General features: G+C 68.1%; 19 protein-coding genes, 1 tRNA gene and 1 pseudogene. 15 read left to right on the top strand and 6 right to left on the bottom strand.

Features of this window, described 5'->3' with window-relative positions:
• Positions 1–77: 77 nt before the first annotated feature.
• Together NTM_RS10850 and NTM_RS10845 are read left to right on the top strand one after the other, a co-directional pair.
• The gene (locus NTM_RS10850) at positions 78–1,358 is read left to right on the top strand and encodes a cytochrome P450 (RefSeq protein WP_163766294.1); all 1,281 of its coding nucleotides are present in this window, start codon (positions 78–80) and stop codon (positions 1,356–1,358) included.
• A complete protein-coding gene (locus NTM_RS10845) occupies positions 1,355–2,116 on the top strand; it encodes an SDR family NAD(P)-dependent oxidoreductase (protein WP_163766293.1) in 762 nt (253 codons plus the stop codon). Before NTM_RS10850 ends, NTM_RS10845 begins: the two co-directional genes overlap by 4 nt.
• On the opposite strand, the gene NTM_RS10840 is transcribed toward NTM_RS10845, so the two are convergent.
• Positions 2,102–3,751 carry a long-chain-fatty-acid--CoA ligase gene (locus tag NTM_RS10840; RefSeq protein WP_163766292.1) on the bottom strand — a complete coding sequence of 550 codons (1,650 nt, stop codon included), beginning with the start codon at positions 3,749–3,751 and terminating at the stop codon, positions 2,102–2,104. The two genes, NTM_RS10845 and NTM_RS10840, sit on opposite strands and share 15 nt — an antisense overlap.
• 116 nt (positions 3,752–3,867) lie before the next feature.
• Between NTM_RS10840 and NTM_RS10835 the strand changes: the two genes are divergently transcribed.
• Positions 3,868–4,170: a CDGP domain-containing protein gene (locus NTM_RS10835; RefSeq protein WP_104862446.1), complete on the top strand. Its 303-nt coding sequence runs from the start codon at positions 3,868–3,870 to the stop codon at positions 4,168–4,170.
• 24 nt (positions 4,171–4,194) lie between these two features.
• A complete protein-coding gene (locus NTM_RS10830; RefSeq protein WP_163766291.1) occupies positions 4,195–4,599 on the top strand; it encodes an HIT family protein in 405 nt (134 codons plus the stop codon).
• Between the two features lie 128 nt (positions 4,600–4,727).
• Here the strand turns inward: NTM_RS10830 and NTM_RS10825 are convergent.
• Positions 4,728–6,254: pseudogene (locus NTM_RS10825) on the bottom strand (sensor histidine kinase); the annotation flags it as partial.
• Positions 6,232–6,948, bottom strand: coding sequence for a response regulator transcription factor (locus NTM_RS10820; protein ID WP_083141867.1), 717 nt, complete (start codon positions 6,946–6,948; stop codon positions 6,232–6,234). The gene NTM_RS10820 and the pseudogene NTM_RS10825, both read right to left, overlap by 23 nt.
• Positions 6,949–7,043: 95 nt before the next feature.
• Here NTM_RS10820 and NTM_RS10815 point away from each other — a divergent pair, with 95 nt between their 5' ends.
• From NTM_RS10815 to treS, 4 genes are all read left to right on the top strand, one after another.
• Positions 7,044–7,778, top strand: a complete 735-nt coding sequence (locus NTM_RS10815) for a hypothetical protein (protein ID WP_104862448.1) — start codon at positions 7,044–7,046, stop codon at positions 7,776–7,778.
• Between the two features lie 238 nt (positions 7,779–8,016).
• A tRNA-Thr gene (locus NTM_RS10810) sits at positions 8,017–8,091 on the top strand.
• Positions 8,092–8,137: 46 nt separating this feature from the next.
• Positions 8,138–8,542 (top strand): HNH endonuclease, encoded by a 405-nt coding sequence (locus tag NTM_RS10805; protein WP_104862449.1) that lies wholly within the window; start codon positions 8,138–8,140, stop codon positions 8,540–8,542.
• 486 nt (positions 8,543–9,028) lie between these two features.
• Positions 9,029–11,275 (top strand): maltose alpha-D-glucosyltransferase, encoded by a 2,247-nt coding sequence (gene treS, locus NTM_RS10800; protein WP_163766290.1) that lies wholly within the window; start codon positions 9,029–9,031, stop codon positions 11,273–11,275.
• 3 nt (positions 11,276–11,278) lie between these two features.
• Here treS and NTM_RS10795 read toward each other — a convergent pair whose 3' ends face one another.
• Positions 11,279–12,196, bottom strand: a complete 918-nt coding sequence (locus NTM_RS10795; protein ID WP_104862451.1) for an AEC family transporter — start codon at positions 12,194–12,196, stop codon at positions 11,279–11,281.
• Positions 12,197–12,603: 407 nt separating this feature from the next.
• On the opposite strand from NTM_RS10795, the gene NTM_RS10790 reads away from it, so the two are divergent.
• Positions 12,604–14,736 carry a glycoside hydrolase family 183 protein gene (locus NTM_RS10790; protein WP_163766289.1) on the top strand — a complete coding sequence of 711 codons (2,133 nt, stop codon included), beginning with the start codon at positions 12,604–12,606 and terminating at the stop codon, positions 14,734–14,736.
• A gap of 12 nt (positions 14,737–14,748) precedes the next feature.
• On the opposite strand, the gene NTM_RS10785 is transcribed toward NTM_RS10790, so the two are convergent.
• Both NTM_RS10785 and NTM_RS10780 read right to left on the bottom strand, forming a co-directional pair.
• Positions 14,749–15,627, bottom strand: a complete 879-nt coding sequence (locus NTM_RS10785; protein WP_163766288.1) for a DKNYY domain-containing protein — start codon at positions 15,625–15,627, stop codon at positions 14,749–14,751.
• A 16-nt stretch (positions 15,628–15,643) separates the two neighbouring features.
• Complete coding sequence (locus tag NTM_RS10780; protein WP_163766287.1) at positions 15,644–16,309, bottom strand: M15 family metallopeptidase; 666 nt, start codon at positions 16,307–16,309, stop codon at positions 15,644–15,646.
• Between the two features lie 28 nt (positions 16,310–16,337).
• Here NTM_RS10780 and NTM_RS10775 point away from each other — a divergent pair, with 28 nt between their 5' ends.
• From NTM_RS10775 to NTM_RS10750, 6 genes are all read left to right on the top strand, one after another.
• Positions 16,338–17,477 carry an XdhC family protein gene (locus NTM_RS10775; RefSeq protein ID WP_104862455.1) on the top strand — a complete coding sequence of 380 codons (1,140 nt, stop codon included), beginning with the start codon at positions 16,338–16,340 and terminating at the stop codon, positions 17,475–17,477.
• Between the two features lie 94 nt (positions 17,478–17,571).
• Positions 17,572–19,920 (top strand): xanthine dehydrogenase family protein molybdopterin-binding subunit, encoded by a 2,349-nt coding sequence (locus NTM_RS10770; protein WP_163766286.1) that lies wholly within the window; start codon positions 17,572–17,574, stop codon positions 19,918–19,920.
• 2 nt (positions 19,921–19,922) lie between these two features.
• Entirely contained in the window at positions 19,923–20,627 is a 705-nt protein-coding gene (locus NTM_RS10765; protein WP_163766285.1) for an SRPBCC family protein, read from the top strand.
• Complete coding sequence (locus tag NTM_RS10760; protein WP_163766284.1) at positions 20,624–21,517, top strand: FAD binding domain-containing protein; 894 nt, start codon at positions 20,624–20,626, stop codon at positions 21,515–21,517. The genes NTM_RS10765 and NTM_RS10760 overlap by 4 nt, the downstream gene beginning before the upstream one ends.
• Positions 21,510–21,983: a (2Fe-2S)-binding protein gene (locus NTM_RS10755; protein ID WP_104862458.1), complete on the top strand. Its 474-nt coding sequence runs from the start codon at positions 21,510–21,512 to the stop codon at positions 21,981–21,983. Before NTM_RS10760 ends, NTM_RS10755 begins: the two co-directional genes overlap by 8 nt.
• 16 nt (positions 21,984–21,999) lie before the next feature.
• The gene (locus NTM_RS10750) at positions 22,000–22,890 is read left to right on the top strand and encodes an NAD(P)-dependent oxidoreductase (protein WP_163766283.1); all 891 of its coding nucleotides are present in this window, start codon (positions 22,000–22,002) and stop codon (positions 22,888–22,890) included.
• Positions 22,891–22,896 lie beyond the last annotated feature (6 nt).

Below are 22,896 nucleotides of genomic sequence, written 5' to 3'. Positions count from 1 at the left end.
TGCCTCGAACGCCGTGGTAAGCATGGCGCATTCTAGCAGTCTGATCGATCGATCAGGCAAGCGAAAGGATCGCCTCGATGACCGACCTCGCTTCGATGGACTTCTTCTCCGATTTCGCGCTCAGCCAGGATCCCTACGCGTACTGGGACCGCCTGCGCGCGTTGGGGCCGGTCCACCAGGAGCCGCACCACGGCGTGTGGGCGGTGACCGGCTACGACGAGGTACTGGCGGCGTTCAAGGATCACGGGTCGTTCTCGGCGGTCAACGCCATCGGCGGACCGTTCCCGCCTCTGCCGTTCACGCCCGAGGGCGACGACATCTCCGACCAGATCGAGGCGCATCGCCACCTGTTCCCGATCCACGAGCACATGGTCGTGATGGATCCGCCCGCCCACGAACGGGCCCGCTCACTACTGAACAAGCTCCTGACGCCTCGCCGGCTGAAGGAGAACGAGGACTACATGTGGCAGCTGGTCGACAGCCAGATCGACCGGATCATCGGTAACGGACGCTGCGAGTTCCTGGCCGAGTACGCCAAACCCTTTGCCACCTCGGCGATCATCGACCTGCTCGGCGTGCCGCAGGAGGACCGCGCGGAGTTCCTCGCCGCGCTGGGCGCTGAGCAGCCGGACGGCACCCGGGTCGGCGCGCTCGACGGCGCACCCGTCGGATCGGACCCGCTGCAGTACCTGGACGACAAGTTCCTCGGCTATCTCACCGAACGCCGCCGCGAGCCACGCGAGGACGTGCTGTCGGGGATGGCGACCGCGGTGTACCCCGACGGTTCGACACCCGAGCTCATCGAGGTGGTCAAGCCCGCCACGTTCCTGTTCGCGGCGGGCCAGGAGACGGTGACCAAACTGCTCAGCGCGGCGGCCAAGACACTGGCCGAACAGCCCGGGTTCCAGGAGGTGCTGCGGAAGAACCCGGACCGCATCCCGAACTTCATCGAAGAGTCGCTGCGGATGAACTCCCCCACCAAGGTGGACTTCCGCTTGGTGCGCAGGTCCACGACGCTCGGCGGGGTGCACCTGAAGGCCGGCAGCATCGTGATGCTCTGTCTCGGCGCCGCCAACCGGGACCCGCGCAAGTTCGAGGATCCGCACACGTTCCGCCCGGAGCGCAAGAACGTCCGCGAGCACATCGCGTTCGGCCGCGGCATCCACACCTGCGCGGGCGCTCCGCTGGCGCGGGTCGAGGGGCAGATCACGGTGCGACGACTGCTGGACCGGCTGCGCGACATCCGGTTCGACGAATCGGCCCACGGCTCGGCCGACGACCGCCGGTTCGCCTACGACCCGACGTTCCTGCTGCGCGGCCTGTCGGCACTGCACCTCGAATTCGAGCCGGCGCCATGACCTCTCGGCGGGTGCTCATCACCGGCGCCGGACAGGGCGTCGGCCGCGGACTGGCACTGGCCTTCGGCCGGTCCGGAGCCGAGGTACTGGTCAACGATCTACACCGGGAGCGCAGCGACGAGGTCGCCGACGAGATCCGGGCGGCAGGCGGCAGCGCGGTATCCACACCGTTCGACGTGTGCGACTACGGGTCGGTGGTCTCCGCACTCGCCGACACCGGACCGGTGGACGTGCTCGTCAACAACGCGGGCAATGCCGGCGCCGACGGATTCGGCGGCCGCGCCAAGTTCGCCGACACCGACCCGGGTGACTGGGAACCGTTCCTGCGGGTCAATCTGTACGGCGTGCTGCACTGCACCCGCGCGGTGCTGCCGTCGATGATCGCCAACTCGTGGGGGCGCATCCTGACGATCGTCTCGGATGCCGGCCGTACCGGTGACCCCGGCGGTGCGGTTTACGGTGCCGCCAAGGCGGGCGCCGCCGGCCTCACCCGGTCGCTGGCGCTGGAGAACGGCCGCCACAACATCACCGCCAACAACATCTCGCTCGGAACGATGCGCACGCCGATGACGGAGCCGTTGTGGGCCGAGCACGCCGATTCCCCTCAGGCCAAGGAGATCCTGCGCAACTACGCGGTCCGCCGCCCCGGGGTTCCCGAGGACGTCACCGAACTGGCGTTGCTACTGGCCGGCGATCAGGGGTCGTGGATCACCGGCCAGACAATCTGCGTCAACGGCGGCTACTCATTCGGCCTGTGAGCCACTGCGCTCGCGGAACTGTTCGCGCAGTTTGACTTTGAGCACCTTGCCGGTCGCGGTGTGCGGCAGCTCGTCGACGAACACCACGTCGTCGGGCAGCCACCACTTCGCGACCTGGCCGGACAGGTACTCCAGCAGATCGTCACGCGTGGCGTGGTGCCCGTTGCGCAGCACCGCGATCAGCAGCGGCCGCTCCTGCCACTTCGGGTGCGGCACACCGATCACCGCCGCCTCCGCGACGGCGGGATGGCCCATCGCGGCGTTCTCCAGGTCGATCGAACTGACCCACTCCCCGCCCGATTTGATGACGTCCTTGGTGCGGTCCACCAGTTGCAGGTAGCCGTCCGGGTCGATGGTCGCGACGTCGCCGGTCGGGAAGAACCCGTCGCCGTCGAGCTTGTCGCCGCCCTCGCCCCTGAAGTACCCGCTGGCGATCCACGGCCCGCGTACCCACACCTCGCCGAAAGCCTTCCCGTCCCATGGGAGTTCGTTTCCGTTGTCGTCGACGATCTTGAAGTCGACACCCCACACACCGCGGCCCTGTTTGAGCCTGAGCCGATGCTGTTCGTCGAGACTCAGCCCGGCGTGTTTGGGCAGCGGCCGCCCGACGACGCACAGCGGGCTGGTCTCGGTCATCCCCCAGCCCTGGAACGTCTCCGCGCCGAAGTCCCGCTCGAACCGTTCGATCATCGACAGTGGCAGCGCCGCACCCCCGGTTCCGGCGTAGTGCAGCCCGAGCTCGTGCGGGTCGATCTCGGGATGCTCGTCGAGGTAGGCGAACAGCATCATCCACACCGTCGGCACGCCCTGAGACTGGTTCACCCCTTCGGATTTCATCAACTGGTAGACCGATTCCCCGTCGAGGTGCGGCCCCGGCATCACCAGTTTGGCGCCGACCATCGCGGCGGTGTACGGCGTACCCCACGCGTTGGCGTGGAACATCGGCACCACGAGCAGGATCACCGACCCGCTGTGGATGTCGATGGCGTCGCGCGCGGCGGTCATCAGGGTGTGCAGCATCGTCGAACGATGGGAGTACAGAACACCTTTCGGGTTGCCTGTGGTCCCCGAGGTGTAGCACAGCGAGGACGCGCTGCGCTCGTCGAACTCGGGCCAGTCGTAGTGGGTGGACTGACGGCCGATGAACTCCTCCCAGCACAGCAGCCGGTCGGCGGGCACCCCGGCAACGTCGGGCATGTGTGCGCGGTCGGTCATCACGACGAAGTGCTCGACGGTCTCCAGCGCGGGTGCCAGCGCGCTGACCATCGACGCGAAGGTGATGTCGAAGAACAACACCCGGTCCTCGGCGTGGTTGATGATGTAGGTGATCTGCTCCGGGAACAGCCGCGGATTGACGGTGTGCATCACCGCCCCCGACCCCGAGACACCGAAGTACAGCGCGAGGTGGCGGTCGCTGTTCCATGCCAGCGTCGCGACCCGGTCGCCGCGCTCGACGCCGAGTTCGGCCAGTGCGTTGGCGACCTGCTTGGACCGCTCGCCGACCTCGCGCCAGGTGGTGCGCCGGATGTTGCCCTCAGGCAGGCGCGACACCAGTTCGGTGTCGCCGTGGAAGGTCGCCGCGTGGTCGATCAGCGACGAGATCATCAGCGGCCGATCCTGCATCAATCCCAGCATGCGGCCAGGCTAGAGCGAATCCGGCGCGAAAGGTGACGCTTGCGTGCGTTTTACGCGCCGGATCCGCACCACGCCGGTAGCGTCGGGGCCAGCAACGCCAGCGACGGGAGACGACCATGAGGCCGACGACGAAACGCTGTATCACCGCGGGGTTCGCGGCTGCGCTGCTGCCCGCGGTGTTGCTGACCACGGCGCCGACGGCCGTCGCCGGCTGCGTGTACGGCGGGCCGGTGCTGGGCAAGTGCGACGGGGCCGTACAGGCCGACGGCAACTGGGAGCGATGCGTGACCGTCGCCCAGTACGTACCGTCCGGCCTGAGCTCGCACCTGATCCCGGTCAAGCGGTGCGAGGTGATGGGGCCGTCCCGACCGCCCGGTGATCCGTCGTTCGCCGACCCTCCGTGGCACATCGACGGCTGATGCGGCACCGGTTAGCGTGAGCGCATGGCGACCATCTTCACCAAGATCATCAACCGCGAGATCCCCGGCCGATTCGTCTACGAGGACGACGACATCGTGTCGTTCCTGACGATCGCGCCGATGACGCAGGGCCACACGCTCGTCGTGCCGCGCGCGGAGATCGACAACTGGCAGGATGTCGAGCCCGCGGTGTTCGCCCGGGTGATGGAGGTGTCGCAGCTGATCGGCAAGGCGGTGTGCAAGGCGTTCGACACCGAGCGCGCCGGGGTGATCATCGCCGGGCTGGAGGTGCCGCACCTGCACGTGCACGTGTTCCCGGCCCGGAACCTGTCCGACTTCGGGTTCGCCAACGTCGACCAGAACCCGTCGCCCGAATCGCTCGACGAGGCGCAGTCCAAGATCAAGGACGCACTGGCGCAACTGAGTTGATCGGCTCCGTCTGCTGATCGTCGGTACCGGTCTGCTCCTCGCGCGAGCGCTCGTCGGTACCCGACCGCTCCTCGCGCGAGCGCTCGTCGGTACCCGACTGCTCCTCGCGCGAGCGCTCGTCGGTACCCGACTGGCTCCTCCTCGCGCGAGCGCTCGTCGGTACCCGACTGCTCCTCGCGCGAGCGCTCGTCGGTGATCCGCGGGAGCATCACAGTGAACCGGCACCCCTGCCCCGGCGCCGTCGTCACACTGACCCGCCCGCCGTGCGCGTACACCAGCGAGTCGACGATCGACAGGCCGAGGCCGGTGCCGCCGCTGGCCCGGGCCCGGGCCCGGGACGAGTCGGCGCGGTAGAACCGCTCGAACACCCGCTGCGCGTCCTCGGGGGTCATGCCGGGACCCTCGTCGCACACCTCGACCACCGCGGTCGCGTCGCTGGTGCCGACCCGGATGGTGACCCCGGCGGTCTCGGGGGTGTGCTGCAGGGCGTTGGCGACCAGGTTCGACAGCACCTGCCGGAGCCGGGGCTCGTCGCCGAGCACCTCAGGCGTCCCGGGGCCGTCGAAGACCTCCATCCGGATGGCGCGCTTCGGCGCGATCGACCGGGCGTCGTGCACGGCGTCGCTGGCGAGGGCCAGCAGATCGACACGGCGACGTTCCAGCGGACGCTGGGCATCCAGGCGCGCCAGCAGCAACAGGTCCTCGACAAGCAGACCCATCCGGCGCGACTCACTCTCGATGCGGCCCATCAGCATCTCGATATCGCGCGCCGCACCCTGGCGGTAGAGCTCGGCGAAGCCGCGGATCGTCGTCAGCGGAGTGCGCAGTTCGTGGCTCGCGTCGGTGATGAAACGCCGCATCCGGTCCTCGGAACTGCGCGCCTTCTCCGCCGAGGACTCCGACAACGCCATCGCACGCTGGATCTGGGCCAGCATTCCGTTGAGTGCCAACGACAACCGGCCCACCTCGGTGCGCGGGTCGCGTTCGGGGACGCGGCGGTCGAGCTGACCGGACGCGATCGCGGCCGCGGTCTGCTCCACCTCCGACAAGGGGCGCAGGCTGCGGTGCACCACCGCGTAACCGGCGATGCCGAGCACCAGTAGCACCGCGGCGCCGATCCCGACCTGGGTGTACACCAGCGAACGCATCGTGGACTTCACGTCGGACAGGTCGATCGCGACGGTGGTCAGTTCGCCGCGCAGCCCGCGGACCGTCATCGCCCGCCACTGCACGTCGGAGTGATCGACCGAACCGACCGTCACCGGTTCGGGGCCCACATCGTTGTCGGCGGGCAGCACCGGCTCGGCCTCACGATCGTTGATCACCATCCAGATATGCCCGTCGGGATCGATGCCGCGGACATAGAAGTCCGACGGCGGCCGGGCCGGGTTCGGATCGTCGGCCGAGGCTGTGGACAGCCGCCGCGGAACCTGCGCCCAGCCTCGGGACGCGTCGAGCAAGGTGTCGTCGACGCGGTTCATCAGGCTGTGCTGCATGATCGTGGTGACCGCGATCCCGGACGCCAGTAGGCCGCACGCCACCAGCAGGAGCGTCGCCGCGACGAGGCCGACCCGCAGCGGGACGCCGCGCCTCAGATGCCGAACGTCTCCCGCCACATAGCCATTGTCCAGCTCAGCGCGGTTCTCGAAGGACATAACCGACACCGCGCAGCGTATGCAGCAGTCGCTTCTCGCCGGTGTCGATCTTACGGCGCAGGTAGGAGACGTAGGACTCGACGACGTTGACGTCACCGCCGAAGTCGTAACGCCACACGTGGTCGAGGATCTTCGGCTTCGACAGGACCGTGCCTGCGTTGATGATGAAGTAGCGCAGCAGGGTGAACTCGGTCGGCGACAGCGACACCGGTTCGCCGGCCTTCCAGACCTCGTGGGTGTCCTCGTCGAGCTCGATGTCGGCGAAGGTCAACCGCGACGTGCGGGCCTCCTGGATGCCCGCACCGGCGCGGCGCAGCACCACCCGCAGGCGGGCGACCACCTCTTCGAGGCTGAACGGTTTCGTGACGTAGTCGTCGCCGCCGAGCGTCAGACCGGCGATCTTGTCCTGCAGCGAATCGCGCGCGGTCAGGAACAGGGCGGGGGCTTCGATACCGTCGGCCCGCAGCCTGCGGAGCAGCCCGAACCCGTCCATCCCGGGCATCATCACGTCGAGGATGATCGCGTCGGGACGGACCTCACGCGCCTTGTCCAAGGCGGCGGGGCCGTTGGACGCGGTGTGGACCTCGAATCCTTGGAACTTCAGACTCACGGAGAGCAGCTCGACGATGTTGGCCTCGTCGTCGACCACTAGTACTCGAGCCTCGGGCACGTTCTCTGGTACGGGCATGGCCATGCCGCCTCATGTTTCTCCGCGCAGTTGGAAATACGCTGCCTGCTACCTGTGCGCTTCCTGTGAGTTTACGTTTGTGGCGTCCATAGACTGAACGGATGAACTTCGCCAAAGCGCTGACCGACCTCGCGTTCGCGCCCATGCGCGCAGGTCTGGCGGTCGCCGATGCCGGAATCGGGGTGGCAAAAAGCGGTATCGACCTGGCGAGCCGTGCGCTCGGGGAGACCAGCGACGACACCCGCCAGACCCCGACGTCCTTCGCGTCGATGCTCGGCGTCGGAGATGCGGTGGAGCGCGCCAATCGGCTTGCCAAGCTGATGGACGAGGACCAACCGCTGGGCCGCGCGCTCGCGGCGGGCGGACCGATCGACCGGCTGCTGCAGCCCGGTGGCGTGGTCGACCGGTTGACTGCCCCCGGCGGCGCGCTGGACCGGATGACGCAGGAACAGAGCGGCCTGATGCGGGCCATCGAGCCCGGCGGGCTGGTCGACCAGTTGCTGTCCGAGGAGGGGCTGGTCGACCGACTGCTGGCCGAGGACGGCATCGCAGACCGGCTGTTCGCCGAGGGCGGTGTCGTCGACACGCTCACCGCCCGCAACGGCCCCCTGGAGCAGCTGGCCGCGGTCGCCGACACGCTGAACCGCCTGGCGCCGGGGCTGGAGGCGTTGGAGCCGACGATCGAGGCGCTGCGCGAAGCGGTGATCGTGCTCAGCCAGGTGGTGAACCCACTGAGCAACATCGCCGACCGCATCCCGCTGCCGGGACGCCGGCCTCGCAGCCGGCCGATGTCGCGGCCGGTGCCGTCGCAGCGGATCATCGAAGCCGAGGAGTGACACCTCAGGACTGACATGCGTTGGTGCAGAACACTTCCTGCCGACGAGTCTTCAGATCGGCTCCGCAGCCGAGACAAGACCTGACACCATCGCGAGTGCATCGACGGTGCACTCGGATCGCCGTACCACCCGGAAACGTGATCTCTGTGCACTCGCGGTGGCGGTCAGGCATCCGAGCGAGGGGCATTATCGGCACGCACGCCGAGACGATAGGATCGGCCACGTCTTCACCGGACACGCCTCCTTAGCTCAGTGGTAGAGCTCCCGTCTTGTAAACGGAAGGTCATCGGTTCAATCCCGATAGGAGGCTCCACAATCCGACGGGGCCCTTTGTCAGAGCCCGGCGTTAGCGTCTCAGCATGAGGCAGTGTCGCGGGTGCGGTGTATCACTCGTCAGGCGAAGTCAGAAACTCTACTGCAGCAACCGATGTCAAGCCATTGCCCGACGGAACGCGAGCACACAGCAGTGGCTGCAATCGGGTGAGGCATGGGTCGACACTCGGAGCGGTCACTATATCCGCCGACATCTGTTCTCAGCCCAGTCCGGCCGCTGCGCGATCTGCGGCGGCGCCGACAGGTGGATGGACCTCCCTCTCGCTTTCGTGGTCGACCACATCGACGGCAACCCGTCGAACAATCGTCGCGAGAACCTGCGCCTCATCTGTCCGAACTGCGATTCGCAGCTGCCGACCTACAAGAGCCGCAACCGTGGCAGAGGCCGTCACTACCGCCGGCAGCGGTACGCCGACGGCCGGTCCTTCTGAGCCCTGCCCGATCGCCGCCCTGCCCGATCGCTGTAGGCACTGCTGAGTGCCCGCCGCAGGCGCGGGTGAGGATCGGCTTCGACTTCACATCCACGCAGGCGATTTCGTTGCCACTGGTGCTGGGCGGGATGTTCGCGCGATCCGCGGCGGAACTGTGCAAACAGATTCCATGGATAAGTGTGAGCGCACCCGCGGTGGGACCGCGCCGCACGCCTGAGTTGCCGGTTCGGCCGCCGGGCAGCTCCGACGTGCCGACGGGCATGTCCGATCCTTTGCCAGGGTGGGGCTCCGGCCCGGGTCCCCGGACCTCTGTCATCGCCGGCGTCGCTCGGGTACCGTCGGCCGGTATCCGTGTGGAGTGCTGCAGTCCCGGTTTCACCCCATCAGTTCCAACGAACCACGTCGCTCCAGTTTCAACCGTCCCCGATCGCGGCAATACTCGGTACCGGGCCGAACACGAAAACCAACCTTGCGAAGGCGGAACTGTTGTCTGAAGCCGCGGAGTCGGAACTTGAAGACCAGGGCAACGAGGCCCCCGAGATCACCTACGACGAACATCTCCACCCCGCGCGACCGCGGTCGCTGCGGTTCCGGCCGCGCGTGCGCACGCCGTTCACCCGCCGGTCGGTGGCCAGGGACGGGACACCGACCGGCGACAACCCTGCCTACGTATCGTGGCTGATCAGCCAGTCGATGCTGGCCGACGCCAACGAGATCAGCCAGCAGTTCTCCGGACAGGGCTCGATGTGGCAGAACCCGTACGCGACGCCGAGTCCGCGCGGCGCTGTGGAGACGGCGTCGGTGTGGTTCACCGCCTACCCGCTGTCGTTGATCACGCGCTCCAACGAGTCCTTCCTCAAGGCGATGGCCGACCCTGAGATGTGGAAGGCGTTCGCCGAGATCGGCATCGAGGCGATCCACACCGGACCGGTCAAGCGGGCCGGCGGCATCTCCGGCTGGGAGCTGACCCCGAGCGTGGACGGGCACTTCGACCGGATCAGCACGCAGATCGACCCTGCCTTCGGCACCGAGGAGGAGTTCCGCCAGATGTGCGGAACCGCCAACTGGTACGGCGGCACCATCATCGACGACATCGTGCCCGGCCACACCGGGAAAGGCGCCGACTTCCGGCTCGCCGAGATGAAGTACGCCGACTACCCCGGCATCTATCACATGGTCGAGATCGACCCCCGCGACTGGGAGCACCTGCCCGATGTCCCGGCGGGCGCCGACTCGGTCAACATCGACTCCGACACCGAGGACTGGCTCGACAAGGCCGGCTACATCATCGGCAAGCTGCAGCGCGTCATCTTCTACGCCGAGGGCATCAAGGAGACCAACTGGAGCGTCACCCGTCCGGTCGTCGGCATCGACGGCGTCGAGCGGCGCTGGGTGTATCTGCACTACTTCAAGGACGGCCAGCCGTCGATCAACTGGCTCGACCCGTCGTTCGCCGGGATGCGCCTGGTCATCGGCGACGCGCTGCACTCGCTGACCGATCTCGGCACCGGCGGCCTGCGCCTGGACGCCAACGGTTTCCTCGGCGCCGAGAAGACCGCGGCCGAGGAGAGCGCCGCATGGTCGGAGGGCCATCCGCTCTCCGAGGCGGCGAACCATCTGATCGCGAGCATGGTCCGCAAGGTCGGCGGCTTCACGTTCCAGGAGCTCAACCTGACCATCGACGACATCCGCCAGATCGGCGAGGCCGGGGCGGATCTGTCGTACGACTTCATCACCCGCCCCGCCGTGCAGCACGCGCTGGCCGTCGCGGACACCGAGTTCCTCCGGCTGACGATGCGCACCACCCTCGAGCTCGGTATCGATCCGGCGTCGCTGGTCCACGCGTTGCAGAACCACGATGAACTCACCTACGAGCTGGTGCACTGGTCCAACGGCCATCGCGAGGACCTGTTCACCTACAAGGGCGAGGAGGTCACCGGCGAGGTCCTCGGCGAGATCGTGCGCACCGATCTTCGGGAGCGGCTCTCCGGTGACAACGCGCCGTACAACCTGGTCTTCACCACGAACGGAATCGCATGCACGTCCGCGACGATCATCGCCGCGACGCTGGGGATCACCGCCCTCGACGACATCACCGAGCCTGAGCAGATCGACCGAATCCGGCGGGCGCACCTGCTGCTGGCGATGTTCAACGCGCTGCAGCCCGGGGTCTTCGCGCTTTCGGGATGGGATGTGTGCGGCATGCTGACGCTGCCGCCCGCACAGATCCCCGAGTTGCTGCGCGGCGGAGACACCCGCTGGATCCACCGCGCGGCGCACGATCTGATGGGCGTCAATCCCGACGCGACCCAGTCGCCGGCGGGAATGCCCAGGGGCAGAAGCCTTTACGGGTCCATCCCGGATCAGCTCGCCGACGACACCAGCTTTCTGCGCCAGCTGCAGGCGATCCTGAAGGTCCGCTCGCACTACGGCATCGCCACCAGCCGCCAGATCGACATCCCGGAGGTGTCGCAGCGCGGGATGCTCGTGCTCGTCCACCAACTCGACACGGCCAACCAGTACCAGCTGACCGTGCTGAACTTCGCGAACGAAGACGTCACCGGCACCGTACGTTCGGAGAAGCTGCCGCCGGGCAGCGAGGTGTCCGACATGTTCTCCGGCCGCCACCTCGCCACCGTCGACGACCTGCACAGCTTCAGCGTCGAACTGACCGCACACCACGGCATGTCCCTGCTGGTGGACGCCCCCGCCGAGGACGAACAGACCGACTGAACCTCACCCGGTGAGCAGCACGACGCCGAGCATCACCGGCACCGAGAGCAACGTGCTGACCAGCGTGGCGTCCCGTGCCAGGTTGTCGCCGCGCTGATACAGCGCGGCGTAGGTGTTGATGTTCTGCGCCGACGGCAGTGCGGCCAGCACCGTCACCACCATCAACTGGTGCTGGTCGGCACCGAAGCCGAACCGAGCCAGCGAGTACGCCAGCGCAGGCATCACCAGGAGTTTGCACGCCACCGCCGCGCCGAGCTGGCGCCGGTCCGTCCGTTCGGTCTGTGCGCCGCGGGCGGTCAGCGAGATCCCGAAGGCCAGCAGCACCGTCGGGACCGCGAGCGCGGCCAGCAGTTCCATCGGGTCACGCAGCACCTGCGGAATCCCGATATCGGTGCTTGCGAGCACCAGGCCGACCGCGCTGGCCGCGATGATCGGGTTGGTGACCAGTGCGAACAGGCGGCGAGCAATTGAAAGATGTTGCCCCGCCTCGGAGTCCAGCAGCCCGACACTCACGGGTACCAGCACCAGCACCTGGAACAAGATCAAAGCCGATACTTCGGTGGTGCTGCCCAGCACGTAGGCGCTGATCGGGATTCCGAGATTGCCCGCGTTGACGTACGACGCCAGCATCGCCCCGATGGTCGCCTCCCCCGTCGGCCGGCGGGTCAGCTTGGCGACGACGAAGTACGCCGCGTACACGGTGACCGCGGCGATCGCGGAGACGAGCAGCGTCAGCGAGAACACCTGCTCGGGGTGCGCGTCGGCCAGGCTGAGTAACAGCAGCGCAGGCACCCCGATATGGAATGCCGTGCGGTTGAGGACCATCCTGGCGTTCTCGCCGAGCACTCCGCGCCAGCCCGCGATCACGCCGACGAGGATGACGACGATGATGACCGTGAAGGCCTGCAGGACCGCGAGCACGCCATCCGCCTCTCCGTCATCCGGCCGTGTCGGGTGACGACGTTATCGGGATCGCCGGCGACCGGCGAGACAGACCTACAGCCGGTTGCCAGACACCGTGCATGCTCCCCGGGACGGCATCGACACGTCGAACCCGGGGCAAAGCGGCACCGGCGGCCGCTTGATCCCGCAGCTTCATTGCCCGGGCCGGACAGCACGCCGGGAACCCCTGCCAGAGCACGTACCGGCACAGCGGCTGAATGTTTGCTGAAAAGACGGCGGAAGCGGCTTCGGGGCCAGATTGCTTATGATCACAGTAACGAAACGAATTCCGCGCCGATTCAACCTTTTGCTCGCCGCGCTCGCACGGATGCGATTGAATGGTGTGGGACGACGGGGGCAATCAAGGCTGTATTGAAGGGAAACCCATGGCTGCGGCAACGTACGTCGGTCGAGTCGGCGCCTTGGCCGTCGCGCTGGGCGTCGGATCAGCGATATTTGCAGGACAAGGCGTCGCGTGGGCCGACGAAGGGACATCGCCGTCGGCCAAACCCGCCGCCTCGGCGACCGCCCAGAAAGACACCTCCGACGGCAAGGACAGCACCGACGGCAAGGACAGCGACACCGGTAGCGCGACGGACGACGCGGACTCCCCCGCCGCGGAGGACGCCGATGATGATGCCGCCGCCGAGGATGCCGCCGGCGCTGCCGATGACGCCGACCCCGAGGACGACGGTGCCGACCCCGAAGACGAGGGTGCCGAACCGGCCGACGATCCCGACACCGAGACTGATCCCGAGGCCGACCCGGAGCCCGTTGTCGCCGACGATCCCGCGCCGCGCTCGTCGGCCAAGCCGACCGACACCCGCCCGCGGGCGACGGGCACGACGGCCGCGCCGGCTGCCGAACCCGACGCACCGACGCCGGTAGACGACACGAGCGGCGGGCACAACGGGACCGTCGACACCGCCGCGCCGACGGCCACGACAACCGCAGGCGACGGCTCAGATGACGACGCCGCCGCGGACACCGAGGACGTGCAGGCGTCGCAGCAGGAGGCCGCGACCGTCACCGTGGCCGCCGCAACCGTGACGGTCGCCGGCCAGGACCAGGCGGTGGCGAAAAAGCCCAACCTGATCACCGCGGTCGTCAACGTCGTCAACAGCATGCTGGACTGGGCCAAGCAGAAAGCCGCGGCACAGCCGGGCGACGCCCCACAGCCGCCGTTCCTGTGGGCGCTGATGGCGTTCGCCCGCCGCGAGCTCGACACTCTGTTCGCCGCGCGGACGACGAACTCTCCGCGCGACGCGTCGTCCCCCTCGACCAGCCTCGCGGTGTCCGAAGCGGCCAACGCGGCCGCCGCTCCGACCCCGTCGTACTCACCGTGGCTCAACCCTCAGGTCAGTGAATCGACACGGTTCATCAGCTGGGTGACCGGAGCCAGGGTCTATCCCGGTGACTCGCTGCTGGCCAACACCCTCGGCCGGTTCGGCGTGTACGGCACCGACGTCGGCACGATGTGGGACAACGGCATGGTCGACGATCCGTCGACACCGTGGAACGAGAACCAGATCCTGATCGCCGTCGGCGACACATTCGGTGCCGCCGGCATGTCCGGCCGCCATCTCTACAACACACTGTTCCGCAGCGGCGATACCGACCTGTCCGACGGTATGACCATTCCGGACGGAGAGTGGTTCAACGGCAACATGTTCGGCGGCGCTCCGCTCGAATCGCCGACCCAGGCCCGGCCGATCATCAACCGGCCCTGGTGGGCGCCGGGGTCGGTGACACTGATCCCGACCGCGGGTGTCTCCGTGCCGACGGAGGTCACCGAGGAAACCCCGTTCGGCACCATCCAGTACGTCAACTTCATGTCCGTCACCAGGTGGGGCTCGTCGGGACGGTGGACCACCAACTACTCGGCGACGGCGTACTCGACCGACAACGGTGAGAACTTCACCGTCGCACCGGAAAGCGTGCGCTACAACTCGTTCCTGAGTGGTAACCGCAACTTCCAGCAGTCCGCGTACGTCAAGGGCGACGACGGCTATGTCTACGTCTACGGCACGCCGAACGGTCGCCAGGGCGCGGCCTACCTCGCCCGCGTCAAGCAGGACGACATCCTCGACGTCTCCAAGTACGAGTACTACAAGAAGGCGTCCTCGGGATGGTTCGGCTCCAGCCCGGCGCGATGGGTCGCCGGTAGCCCGTCCTCGGCGTCGGCCATCATCGGCAAGTCCGGCGGCCTGTTCGGCTTCCTGAAGCCGGGCTACACCGTGAGCGAGATGTCGGTGCAGTACAACGAGTATCTGCAGAAGTACATCGTGCTCTACGGCGATCAGGCCAACCGGATCGTGATGCGCACGTCGGACACCCCGGAGGGTGGCTGGTCGGATGCGATCGTGCTGATGAACCAGCAGCCCGGCGGGATCTACGCCCCGATGGCGCACCCGTGGTCACCGTCCACCCTGGGCACCGGTTCGGATCTGTACTGGAACCTGTCCCTGTGGTCGGAGTACAACATCATGCTGATGAAGACCGACCTGACCAAGATCTGACGGCCGGAACTCTCAGTCCGCGAACGAGATCGATGTCGTCGAGCATCCGGTGACGGGCCGATCCGGGAACGTCGCCGGGTCGGCGTCGGCGATGACCATGTCTCGGTAGAAGGCCCTGGTGGCGTCGGCGGAGCATTCGAAGTTCGCGTTGAGAACCTCGAAGCTGTCCGGATCCGCACCCTCGATGGTCCTGCCCATCCAGTAGACCCGGGCGCCGTCGACGGCGTACGGTCCCTTCACCGTGTAGAAGCTCGCCGGATCGGCGTCGGTGATCTGCGCGTCGAAGTAGAAGATCCGGTCGTCGTCGCGGGTATAGGCGCCGTCGAGGACGCGGAACGTGGCCGGCGCAGCGCCGGCGATCACGTTGTCGTTGACGAAGACCTCTCGGCTGTCCTTCGCGTACAGGTACTGGTCCGTATCCGAGATGATCACGAAATTGGTTGGGTCCTCGGACAATACGGTGCCGTCGCTCCAATACACGTTGACCCTGTCGCGTGCCAGCTCCCCGGGCAGCATCTCGAAGTGGTCCGGGTCGGTGCTGATCGGCTGGTCGCGCTGGTACACCCGATCCCGGTCTCGGGACAGGCCGGGACGTTCGAGCGGCCGGAACGAGTCCGCCCGCGCACCCTGCAACAGATGCCCGTTGATGAACACGCGCTCGCGATCTTTACCGTAGGTCCGGTCGAAGGCCTCGAACGTCGCCGAGTCCGCATCTTCGACCCGGAATGCCTTGCCGGGAAAAGGATTCAGATAGTAGACGGCATCACCTCGGACGTGGTAGCCGGGGTCGTCGGTCAGCGAGCTGGGCTCGGCGGCGCCGGCACAACCCGCCGACAGCGCGACGACCACGCCGAACACCCCGGCGACGGCTACAGCCAGGAGTCTGCGCATAGCACCATCGAAGCACCTAGACGACCGGGACATCGACGATCGGGTGATCGATTCCGGCTCCGGGCCCGTCGAAATGCCACCATTCACCGTCGTAGGCGGTGAATCCGCCCGCGGTCATCGCCTCCCGCAGCCGCGCCCGGTTGGCCTGCGCGGCGGCGCTGACCCCGTCGGTCGCGTAGGCGTGGCTGCGGGCGGTGAAGTCGTCGAAACCGGTACCCATGTCGACCAGCCCACGCGCGTCGGCGAGCGTCACATCCACCGAGCGGCCCGCGACGTGACTTCGGGCATACCGACCCGGCCGGGCCACCCAGGCCGGGTTGGGCACCGCCTCGAACATCCGCACCTGCACCCGGTGGGGCCGGTAGCAGTCCCAGAACACCAACCGTTCCCCGCCGGCACGCAGCCGATTCGCGGCGGTCACCAGTCCCGGCACCAGCGATTGGTGGACCAGGCAACGCGCCCCGGCCGGATAGAGCTGGATCCCGACGAAGTTGTTCGTCGTCGCGTAGCGCAGGTCGATCACCGCGTCCGGTACCACACTGCGCACGTCGACGAAACCGGCTGCGCGCGCGGCCTCCGACACCGGCGGGACCGGCGCCGCCGAGCCCGTCGCGGAGGTGCCCACCGCGGCGACGGTGGCCAACACCCCAATGATCAAGTAGCGCAGCGAGAAAACGCTCATGGGTTCAGCGTAGGCATACACTGCGCACGTGCGCGACATCCTCGACGAGTTGCTGGCGGTATGGCAGGCAGACGGCACCGCCGGACTCTCGACCGTCGTGCGGACCATGAAGTCGGCGCCGCGCCCGCCGGGAGCGGCGATGGTGGTGTCCCCCGAGGGCACCGTCGCCGGATCGGTGTCCGGCGGCTGCGTCGAGGGTGCCGTCTACGAGACCGCAACCGACGTCATCACGGGCGGGCACCCGGAGCTGCAGCGTTACGGCGTCAGTGACGACGACGCGTTCTCGGTCGGGCTGACCTGCGGTGGCATCATCGATATCTTCACAGAGCCCGTCTCGCGCAATACGTTTCCGCAACTGCAAGCCGTCGCCGACGACATCGCGGCCCACCGCGCCGTGGCCGTCGCGACGGTCATCGCGCATCCCGACCCGCAGCGGGTGGGCCGTCGGCTGATCGTCAGGAAGGACGACCGCGACGGCTCGCTGGGCTCGGCGCGCGCCGACGACGCGGTCGCCGACGACGCCCGCGGCCTGTTACTGGCGGGGCGGACCGCCGTGCTGACCTACGGGCCGGACGGCCAGCGTCAGGACGCCGGCATGGAGGTGTTCGTGTCCAGCTTCGCGCCGCGGCCGCGGATGCTGGTGTTCGGTGCCATCGACTTCGCCGCCGCGCTGGCGCAACAGGGCGCCTTCCTCGGCTACCGGGTCACCGTGTGCGACGCCAGGCCGGTGTTCGCCACTCCCGCACGCTTCCCCGCCGCCGAGGAGGTGGTCGTCGACTGGCCGCATCGGTACCTCGCCGCGCAGGCCGAACAAGAGAAGATCGACGGTCGCACCGCGATCTGCGTGCTGACCCACGATCCCAAGTTCGACGTACCGGTCCTCGAGGTGGCGTTGCGCCTGGCGGGGGCGAATCAGCCTGGCTACATCGGCGTGATGGGGTCGCGACGCACGCACGACGACCGGATGACACGCCTGCGCGAGGCCGGCCTGACCGAGGCCGAGCTGAGCCGGCTGGCCAGCCCGATCGGACTCGACCTCGGCGCCAGAACCCCCGAGGAGACCGCGGTGTCCATCGCGGCGGAGATCATCGCGCGCCGCTGGGGCGGTCGCGGACGCCCTCTGACGGAGACGGACGGACGCATCCACCACGAGACCGAAAGCGTCTGAACCGAGTTGCCACCAACCGTGAGACACGAGTGGTGGAAATGTCGCTCTCCGATGCGATAACGTCACTCTCTACAGTCCCAGGAGAGTGATCCACGTGACAGACACCGCAGTCGACTCCGTCACCCCGCGCTACGCCGGCCAGCGTGTTCCCCGGGTGGAAGACAGCCGCCTTCTCACTGGTCACGGTCGTTTCGTCGACGACATCATCCGCCCGGGCATGCTGCACGCGTGCTTCGTGCGCAGCCCGTTCGCGCGTGCCACCATCCGCGGGATCGACGTGTCGGCCGCACTGGCGCTGCCCGGCGTGCAGGCGGTGTTCACCGCGGCCGATCTCAACCCCGACGTGCGCGAGGCATGGCACGCGGTGGCAGGCAAGGACGTGCCGGACACCCCGCGCCCGCCGCTGGCCGAGGGTGAGGTCAAGTTCGTCGGCGACCCGGTCGCGCTCGTCATCGCCGACAGCCGCTACATCGCCGAAGACGCCGTCGATCTGGTCGACGTCGACTACGAACCGCTGCCCGCCGTGGCCGATTTCCGCAGAGCCGTCGGCGGCGCCGAAGCCGGCGTTCCGGTGGTGCACGAGGCCTACCCCGACAACGTCGCCGGCGGGATGGGCGGCATGCCGCCGGACGAGGAACTGTTCGCGTCCGCGCCGCACGTGGTCGAGGAGCACATCTATCAGCAGATGTACGTGCCGGTTCCGATGGAGACCCGCGGCCTGGTGGTCGAGTGGACGTCGACGACAGACGAACTCACCATCTGGGCGTCCACGCAGACCCCGCACGAACTTCGTGCGTTCGCCGCGCGGCTGCTCGGCATCCCGGCCCAGGGGGTTCGGGTGATCATGCGCGACACCGGCGGTGCGTTCGGCCAGAAGGTGGTGCCGATGCGCGAGGACATGTGCATCCTGCTGGCCGCACGGAAAGTGCCTTCGGCATTGAAGTGGATCGAGGACCGCCGCGAGAACCTGATGTCGGCAGGGCAGTCCCGCCACGTCGACGGCAAGGTCCGGATGGCGTTCGACGAGGACGGCAAGATCCTGGCCGCCGACATCGACTTCCTCCAGGACGTCGGGTCGTATCCGACTCCGTACCCGGTGCTGACCACCGCGGCGATCGGCATGTTCTTCCCCGGCCCGTACCGGGTGCCGAAGGCGAGCTTCAACTACAAGACGGTGTTCTCCAACACCCCCGGCCTGCACGCGTACCGCGGGCCGTGGCAGTACGAAACCCTCACCCGGGAGATCCTCCTCGACTGCGCGGCACGCAAGATCGGGATGGACCCCGTCGAACTGCGCCGCATCAACATCCTGCGCGGCGACGAGATGCCGTTCTTCAACCCGAACGGGATGCCGTACGACAACTGCGCGCCCGCAGACACTTTCGAGCAGGCCGTGAAGATCCTCGACCACGAGGGCTTCCGCAAGGAGCAGGCCGACGCGCTGGCCGAGGGTCGGTACATCGGGCTCGGTTTCTCGGCCTACATCGAGCCCACCGGCGCCGCGACCGGCAACCTCGCGACCGAAGGTGCGACCATCCGGATGGAGTCCACCGGCAAGATCAACGTGTATGTCAACGGCGGCTCGGCGGGCAACAGCATCGAGACAACGGTCGTGCAGCTGACCGCGGATGCGTTGGGCGCCAACATCGACGACGTCGCCACCATCCAGGGTGATACGGCGGTCACGCCCTACGGCGCCGGGACCCAGGGCAGTCGCAGCGCGCCGATGACCGCGGGTGCGGTCAACGAGGCGGGTTCGATCCTGCGCCGGCAGATCCTCGCCATCGCCGCGCAGATGCTCGGGGTCGAGGACACCGACGTCGAGCTCTCGAACTCGAAGGCGTCGGTGCGCAGCGACCCCGACAAGAGTGTCAGCTTCGCCGACATCGCCTACCGCTCGTATTACGACCCGGCACAACTCGGCGGCGTCTCCCCCACGCTGGAGGCCACCGCACGGTTCAACTCTCAGGCGATGATCCACTGGGCCAACGCCACTCACGTCTGCACCTGCGAGGTCGACATCGAGACCGGGCAGGTGTCGCTGACCCGTTACATCGTCAGCGAGGACGTCGGCCCGATGATCAACCCGAACATCGTCGAGGGCCAGGTGGCCGGCGGCACCGTGCAGGGCATCGGCGGGGCGCTGCTGGAGAAGCTCGCCTACGACGAGGCGGGCAACCCGGTCGCGTCGACGTTCGTCGACTATCTACTGCCGACGGCCACCGAGGTTCCGCCGATCGAGTTCGGCCATGTCGAGATCCCCGGCCCCGGCGTGGGTGGTTACAAGGGCGCCGGCGAAGGCGGCGCGATCGGTTCGCCACCCGCGGTCATCAACGCGATCAACGATGCGCTCGCGCCGCTCGGCGTGACCGTCACCCAACTGCCCGCCACCCCGGCCACGATTGTCGAGCTCATCGAGCACGCGTCCAGAAAGGACCACTGACGGTGGAACTGAACAACGAATTCCGCGTCGCGGTGCCGTCCGCGAAGGTTTGGGAGATGTTCACCGACGGTGAGCGAGTCGCGCCGTGCCTGCCCGGTGCCACCCTGCTCTCCGCCGACGGGGACACCTTCCACGGTGCGGTCAAGGTCAAGGTCGGCCCGATCACCGTGTCCTACAAAGGCACCGCGACCTACAAGGAGAAGGACGTCGCGGGACAGCGGATCGTGCTGCGCGCCGAAGGCAAGGAGACCAGGGGCAGCGGCACAGCGGCCGCGACGGTCACCGCCCAACTCAAGGACGAGGGCGACGCGACCCACGTCGGCATCACCACCGACCTGGCGATCTCCGGGAAGGCCGCCCAGTTCGGCCGCGGCGTGCTGGCCGACGTGGCGGGAAATCTTATCGCCCAATTCGCCCGCAGCCTGGAGGCCGAACTCGGCGCCGGCACCACCACCGCTACCCCGGCCGCCAGCACAACCGCCCCGACCGCCGAGAACGCCACCGCCGCAGCGCAACCCGCCGGCGACTCGGTCGATCTGCTCAAGGTCGTCGCGGTGCCGATGGCGAAGCGATTCGCCCCGGTGATCGCCGCGGCCGCGGCCGCGGGCGCAATCGGTTTCCTGATCGGCAGGCGCAAGCGCCAAGCACCCGCCGCGGTGCTCGCCGACGACCTGCAGGCCGCGCTGGCCCGGCTGCTGTCGTCATGAAAGCCGCCCCGTTCGCCTACCACCGGCCCGACAGCACCGCCGAAGCGGCATCGCTGCTCGGTGAACTCGGCGAGGACGCGAAAATCCTTGCCGGAGGCCAGAGTCTGGTCCCGATGCTCGCGATGCGCCTGACCCATTTCGAGAACCTGATCGACATCTCCCGCGTCGAGGAGCTGCGCAACATCGAGCTGCGCGACGACGCGGTGTGGATCGGCGCGGGCACTCCGCACGCGCTGGTCGGGATGGACGACGAAGTCGCGGAATCGGTCCCGCTGCTGACGCTGGCCACACCGCACATCGGGCACTTCCAGATCCGCACCCGGGGCACCCTCGGTGGCGCGATCGCGCACGCCGACCCCGCGGCCGAGTACGCCGCCGCCGCGCTGGCGCTCGACGCCGAGATCGAGGCGACGTCGACGCGCGGGACGCGCCGCATCCCGGCCGCCCGGTTCTTCACCGGCCTGTGGGAGACGGCGCTGGCCGCCGACGAGATCCTCACCGCCGTCGCGTTCCCGGTGTGGTCGGGCCGCTGCGGCTTCTCCGTGCACGAGTTCGCGCGCAGACACGGCGATTTCGCGATCGCCGGGGCCACGCTCGCCGTGCAGCTCGACGACCAGGACCGGGTGTCGCGCTGCGGGATCGGGCTGCTCGGCATGGGTTCCACGCCCGAACGCGGCATCCCCGCCGAGTCGGCGGTGCTCGGCAGGCATGTCACCGACATCACCGCGGAAGAGGTCGGCCGGCTGGCCGTCTCGACCCTCGAAGACATCCCGGCCGACCTGCAGGGCACGTCCGCCTACCGCGCCAAGGTCTGCGCGACGATGGTCGCCCGCGCGTGGACCGAGGCGATCACGGCCGCTCTTGAGACGACGGAGGCTGTCCATGCATGAGATCCCGGTCGAGGTCACGGTCAACGGTCGCAGGCATTCGGCGACCGTCGAACCCCGGCTGACACTGGCCGACTACCTGCGGGAGAAATGCGGGCTCACCGGCACCCACCTGGGTTGCGAGCACGGCGCATGCGGTGCGTGCACGGTACTGCTCGACGGCCAGGCGGTGCGCGCGTGCCTGGTGTTCGCCGTGCAGGTGGACGGCCAGGAGATCACCACCGTCGAAGGCATCGCCGGCGAGAACGGTGAGCTGTCCCCGGTGCAGGCCGCGATGAAGGAGTGCCACGGCCTGCAGTGTGGCTTCTGCACACCGGGGTTCGTCACCAGTATCACCGCGCTGCTTCGGGACAACCCGTCCCCGACCGACGAGGAGATCCGAGAGGGCCTTTCCGGCAACTTCTGTCGTTGCACCGGGTACCAGGGCATCGTCAACGCCGTAAAACGAGCTGCCGAGGCGACCGGCTAAGGGCATCCTCGAGGCCATGAGAATCGGATTCATCGGCCTCGGCAACATGGGCTCGGGCATGGCCGCCAACCTTGCGTCGGCCGGCCACCAGGTGCTTGCCTACAACAGATCCCCGGACAAGGTGTCGGCGCTCGCCGAACACGGAGCCATCCCGGCTGCCACCGTCGCGGCCGCCTGCGATGCCGACGTCGTGATCACGATGCTCGCCGACGACCACGCCGTCGATGCGGTGACGTTCGGCGACGCCGGCATCCTCGCATCCCTGCGGCCGAACGCGGTCCACGTCTCGGCGAGCACCATCAGCGTCGCACTGGCGGAGCGCCTGGCCACGGAGCACGCACAGGCCGGGCAGCGCTTCGTGTCCGCACCCGTGTTCGGCAGGCCCGAAGCCGCCGCGGCGGCCAAGCTGTTCGTCGTCGCGGCGGGTGACCCGGCCACGGTCGCCGACCTGCACCAGGTGTTCGACGCGATCGGTCAGCGCACCTTCGAGGTCGGGCAGGACCCGAACATCGCCAATCTGGTGAAGCTGTCCGGCAATTTCCTGATCGCATCGGTCATCGAGTCACTCGGCGAGGCGATGGCGCTGGTCGGCAAGGCCGGTGTCGATAAACAGGCCTACCTGGAGCTGCTTACATCGACACTGTTCGCCGCCCCGGCGTATCGGACCTACGGCGGTCTGCTGGCCCGTGAGGAGTTCGAGCCCGCCGGGTTCGCGGCGCACCTCGGACTCAAGGACGTCCGGCTGGTGCTGGCCGCCGGGGAAGAGCTCGAGGTGCCGTTGCCGGTCGCGAGCCTGCTCCGCGACCGCTTCCTGACCCTGTTGGCCGGCGGCGGCCGCGATCTGGACTGGTCTGCACTCGGCGCGCTGGCCGCGTGGGAGGCCGGCGGTCCCAAGCCCGGGCGCTGACCCCGC

This window comes from Mycolicibacterium parafortuitum, from assembly GCF_010725485.1.
GTDB lineage: Bacteria > Actinomycetota > Actinomycetes > Mycobacteriales > Mycobacteriaceae > Mycobacterium.
This window is presented reverse-complemented; position numbering and strand designations above follow the sequence as displayed.

What these genes read in the sequence shown, in the direction of transcription:
- NTM_RS10850 (WP_163766294.1), top strand. Translation starts at nt 78, where the DNA reads ATGACCGACCTCGCTTCGATGGACTTCTTCTCCGATTTCGCGCTCAGC.
- NTM_RS10845 (WP_163766293.1), top strand. Translation starts at nt 1,355, where the DNA reads ATGACCTCTCGGCGGGTGCTCATCACCGGCGCCGGACAGGGCGTCGGC.
- NTM_RS10840 (WP_163766292.1), bottom strand. Translation starts at nt 3,751, where the DNA reads ATGCTGGGATTGATGCAGGATCGGCCGCTGATGATCTCGTCGCTGATC.
- NTM_RS10835 (WP_104862446.1), top strand. Translation starts at nt 3,868, where the DNA reads ATGAGGCCGACGACGAAACGCTGTATCACCGCGGGGTTCGCGGCTGCG.
- NTM_RS10830 (WP_163766291.1), top strand. Translation starts at nt 4,195, where the DNA reads ATGGCGACCATCTTCACCAAGATCATCAACCGCGAGATCCCCGGCCGA.
- NTM_RS10820 (WP_083141867.1), bottom strand. Translation starts at nt 6,948, where the DNA reads ATGGCCATGCCCGTACCAGAGAACGTGCCCGAGGCTCGAGTACTAGTG.
- NTM_RS10815 (WP_104862448.1), top strand. Translation starts at nt 7,044, where the DNA reads ATGAACTTCGCCAAAGCGCTGACCGACCTCGCGTTCGCGCCCATGCGC.
- NTM_RS10805 (WP_104862449.1), top strand. Translation starts at nt 8,138, where the DNA reads ATGAGGCAGTGTCGCGGGTGCGGTGTATCACTCGTCAGGCGAAGTCAG.
- NTM_RS10790 (WP_163766289.1), top strand. Translation starts at nt 12,604, where the DNA reads ATGGCTGCGGCAACGTACGTCGGTCGAGTCGGCGCCTTGGCCGTCGCG.
- NTM_RS10785 (WP_163766288.1), bottom strand. Translation starts at nt 15,627, where the DNA reads ATGCGCAGACTCCTGGCTGTAGCCGTCGCCGGGGTGTTCGGCGTGGTC.
- NTM_RS10780 (WP_163766287.1), bottom strand. Translation starts at nt 16,309, where the DNA reads ATGAGCGTTTTCTCGCTGCGCTACTTGATCATTGGGGTGTTGGCCACC.
- NTM_RS10760 (WP_163766284.1), top strand. Translation starts at nt 20,624, where the DNA reads ATGAAAGCCGCCCCGTTCGCCTACCACCGGCCCGACAGCACCGCCGAA.
- NTM_RS10755 (WP_104862458.1), top strand. Translation starts at nt 21,510, where the DNA reads ATGCATGAGATCCCGGTCGAGGTCACGGTCAACGGTCGCAGGCATTCG.
- NTM_RS10750 (WP_163766283.1), top strand. Translation starts at nt 22,000, where the DNA reads ATGAGAATCGGATTCATCGGCCTCGGCAACATGGGCTCGGGCATGGCC.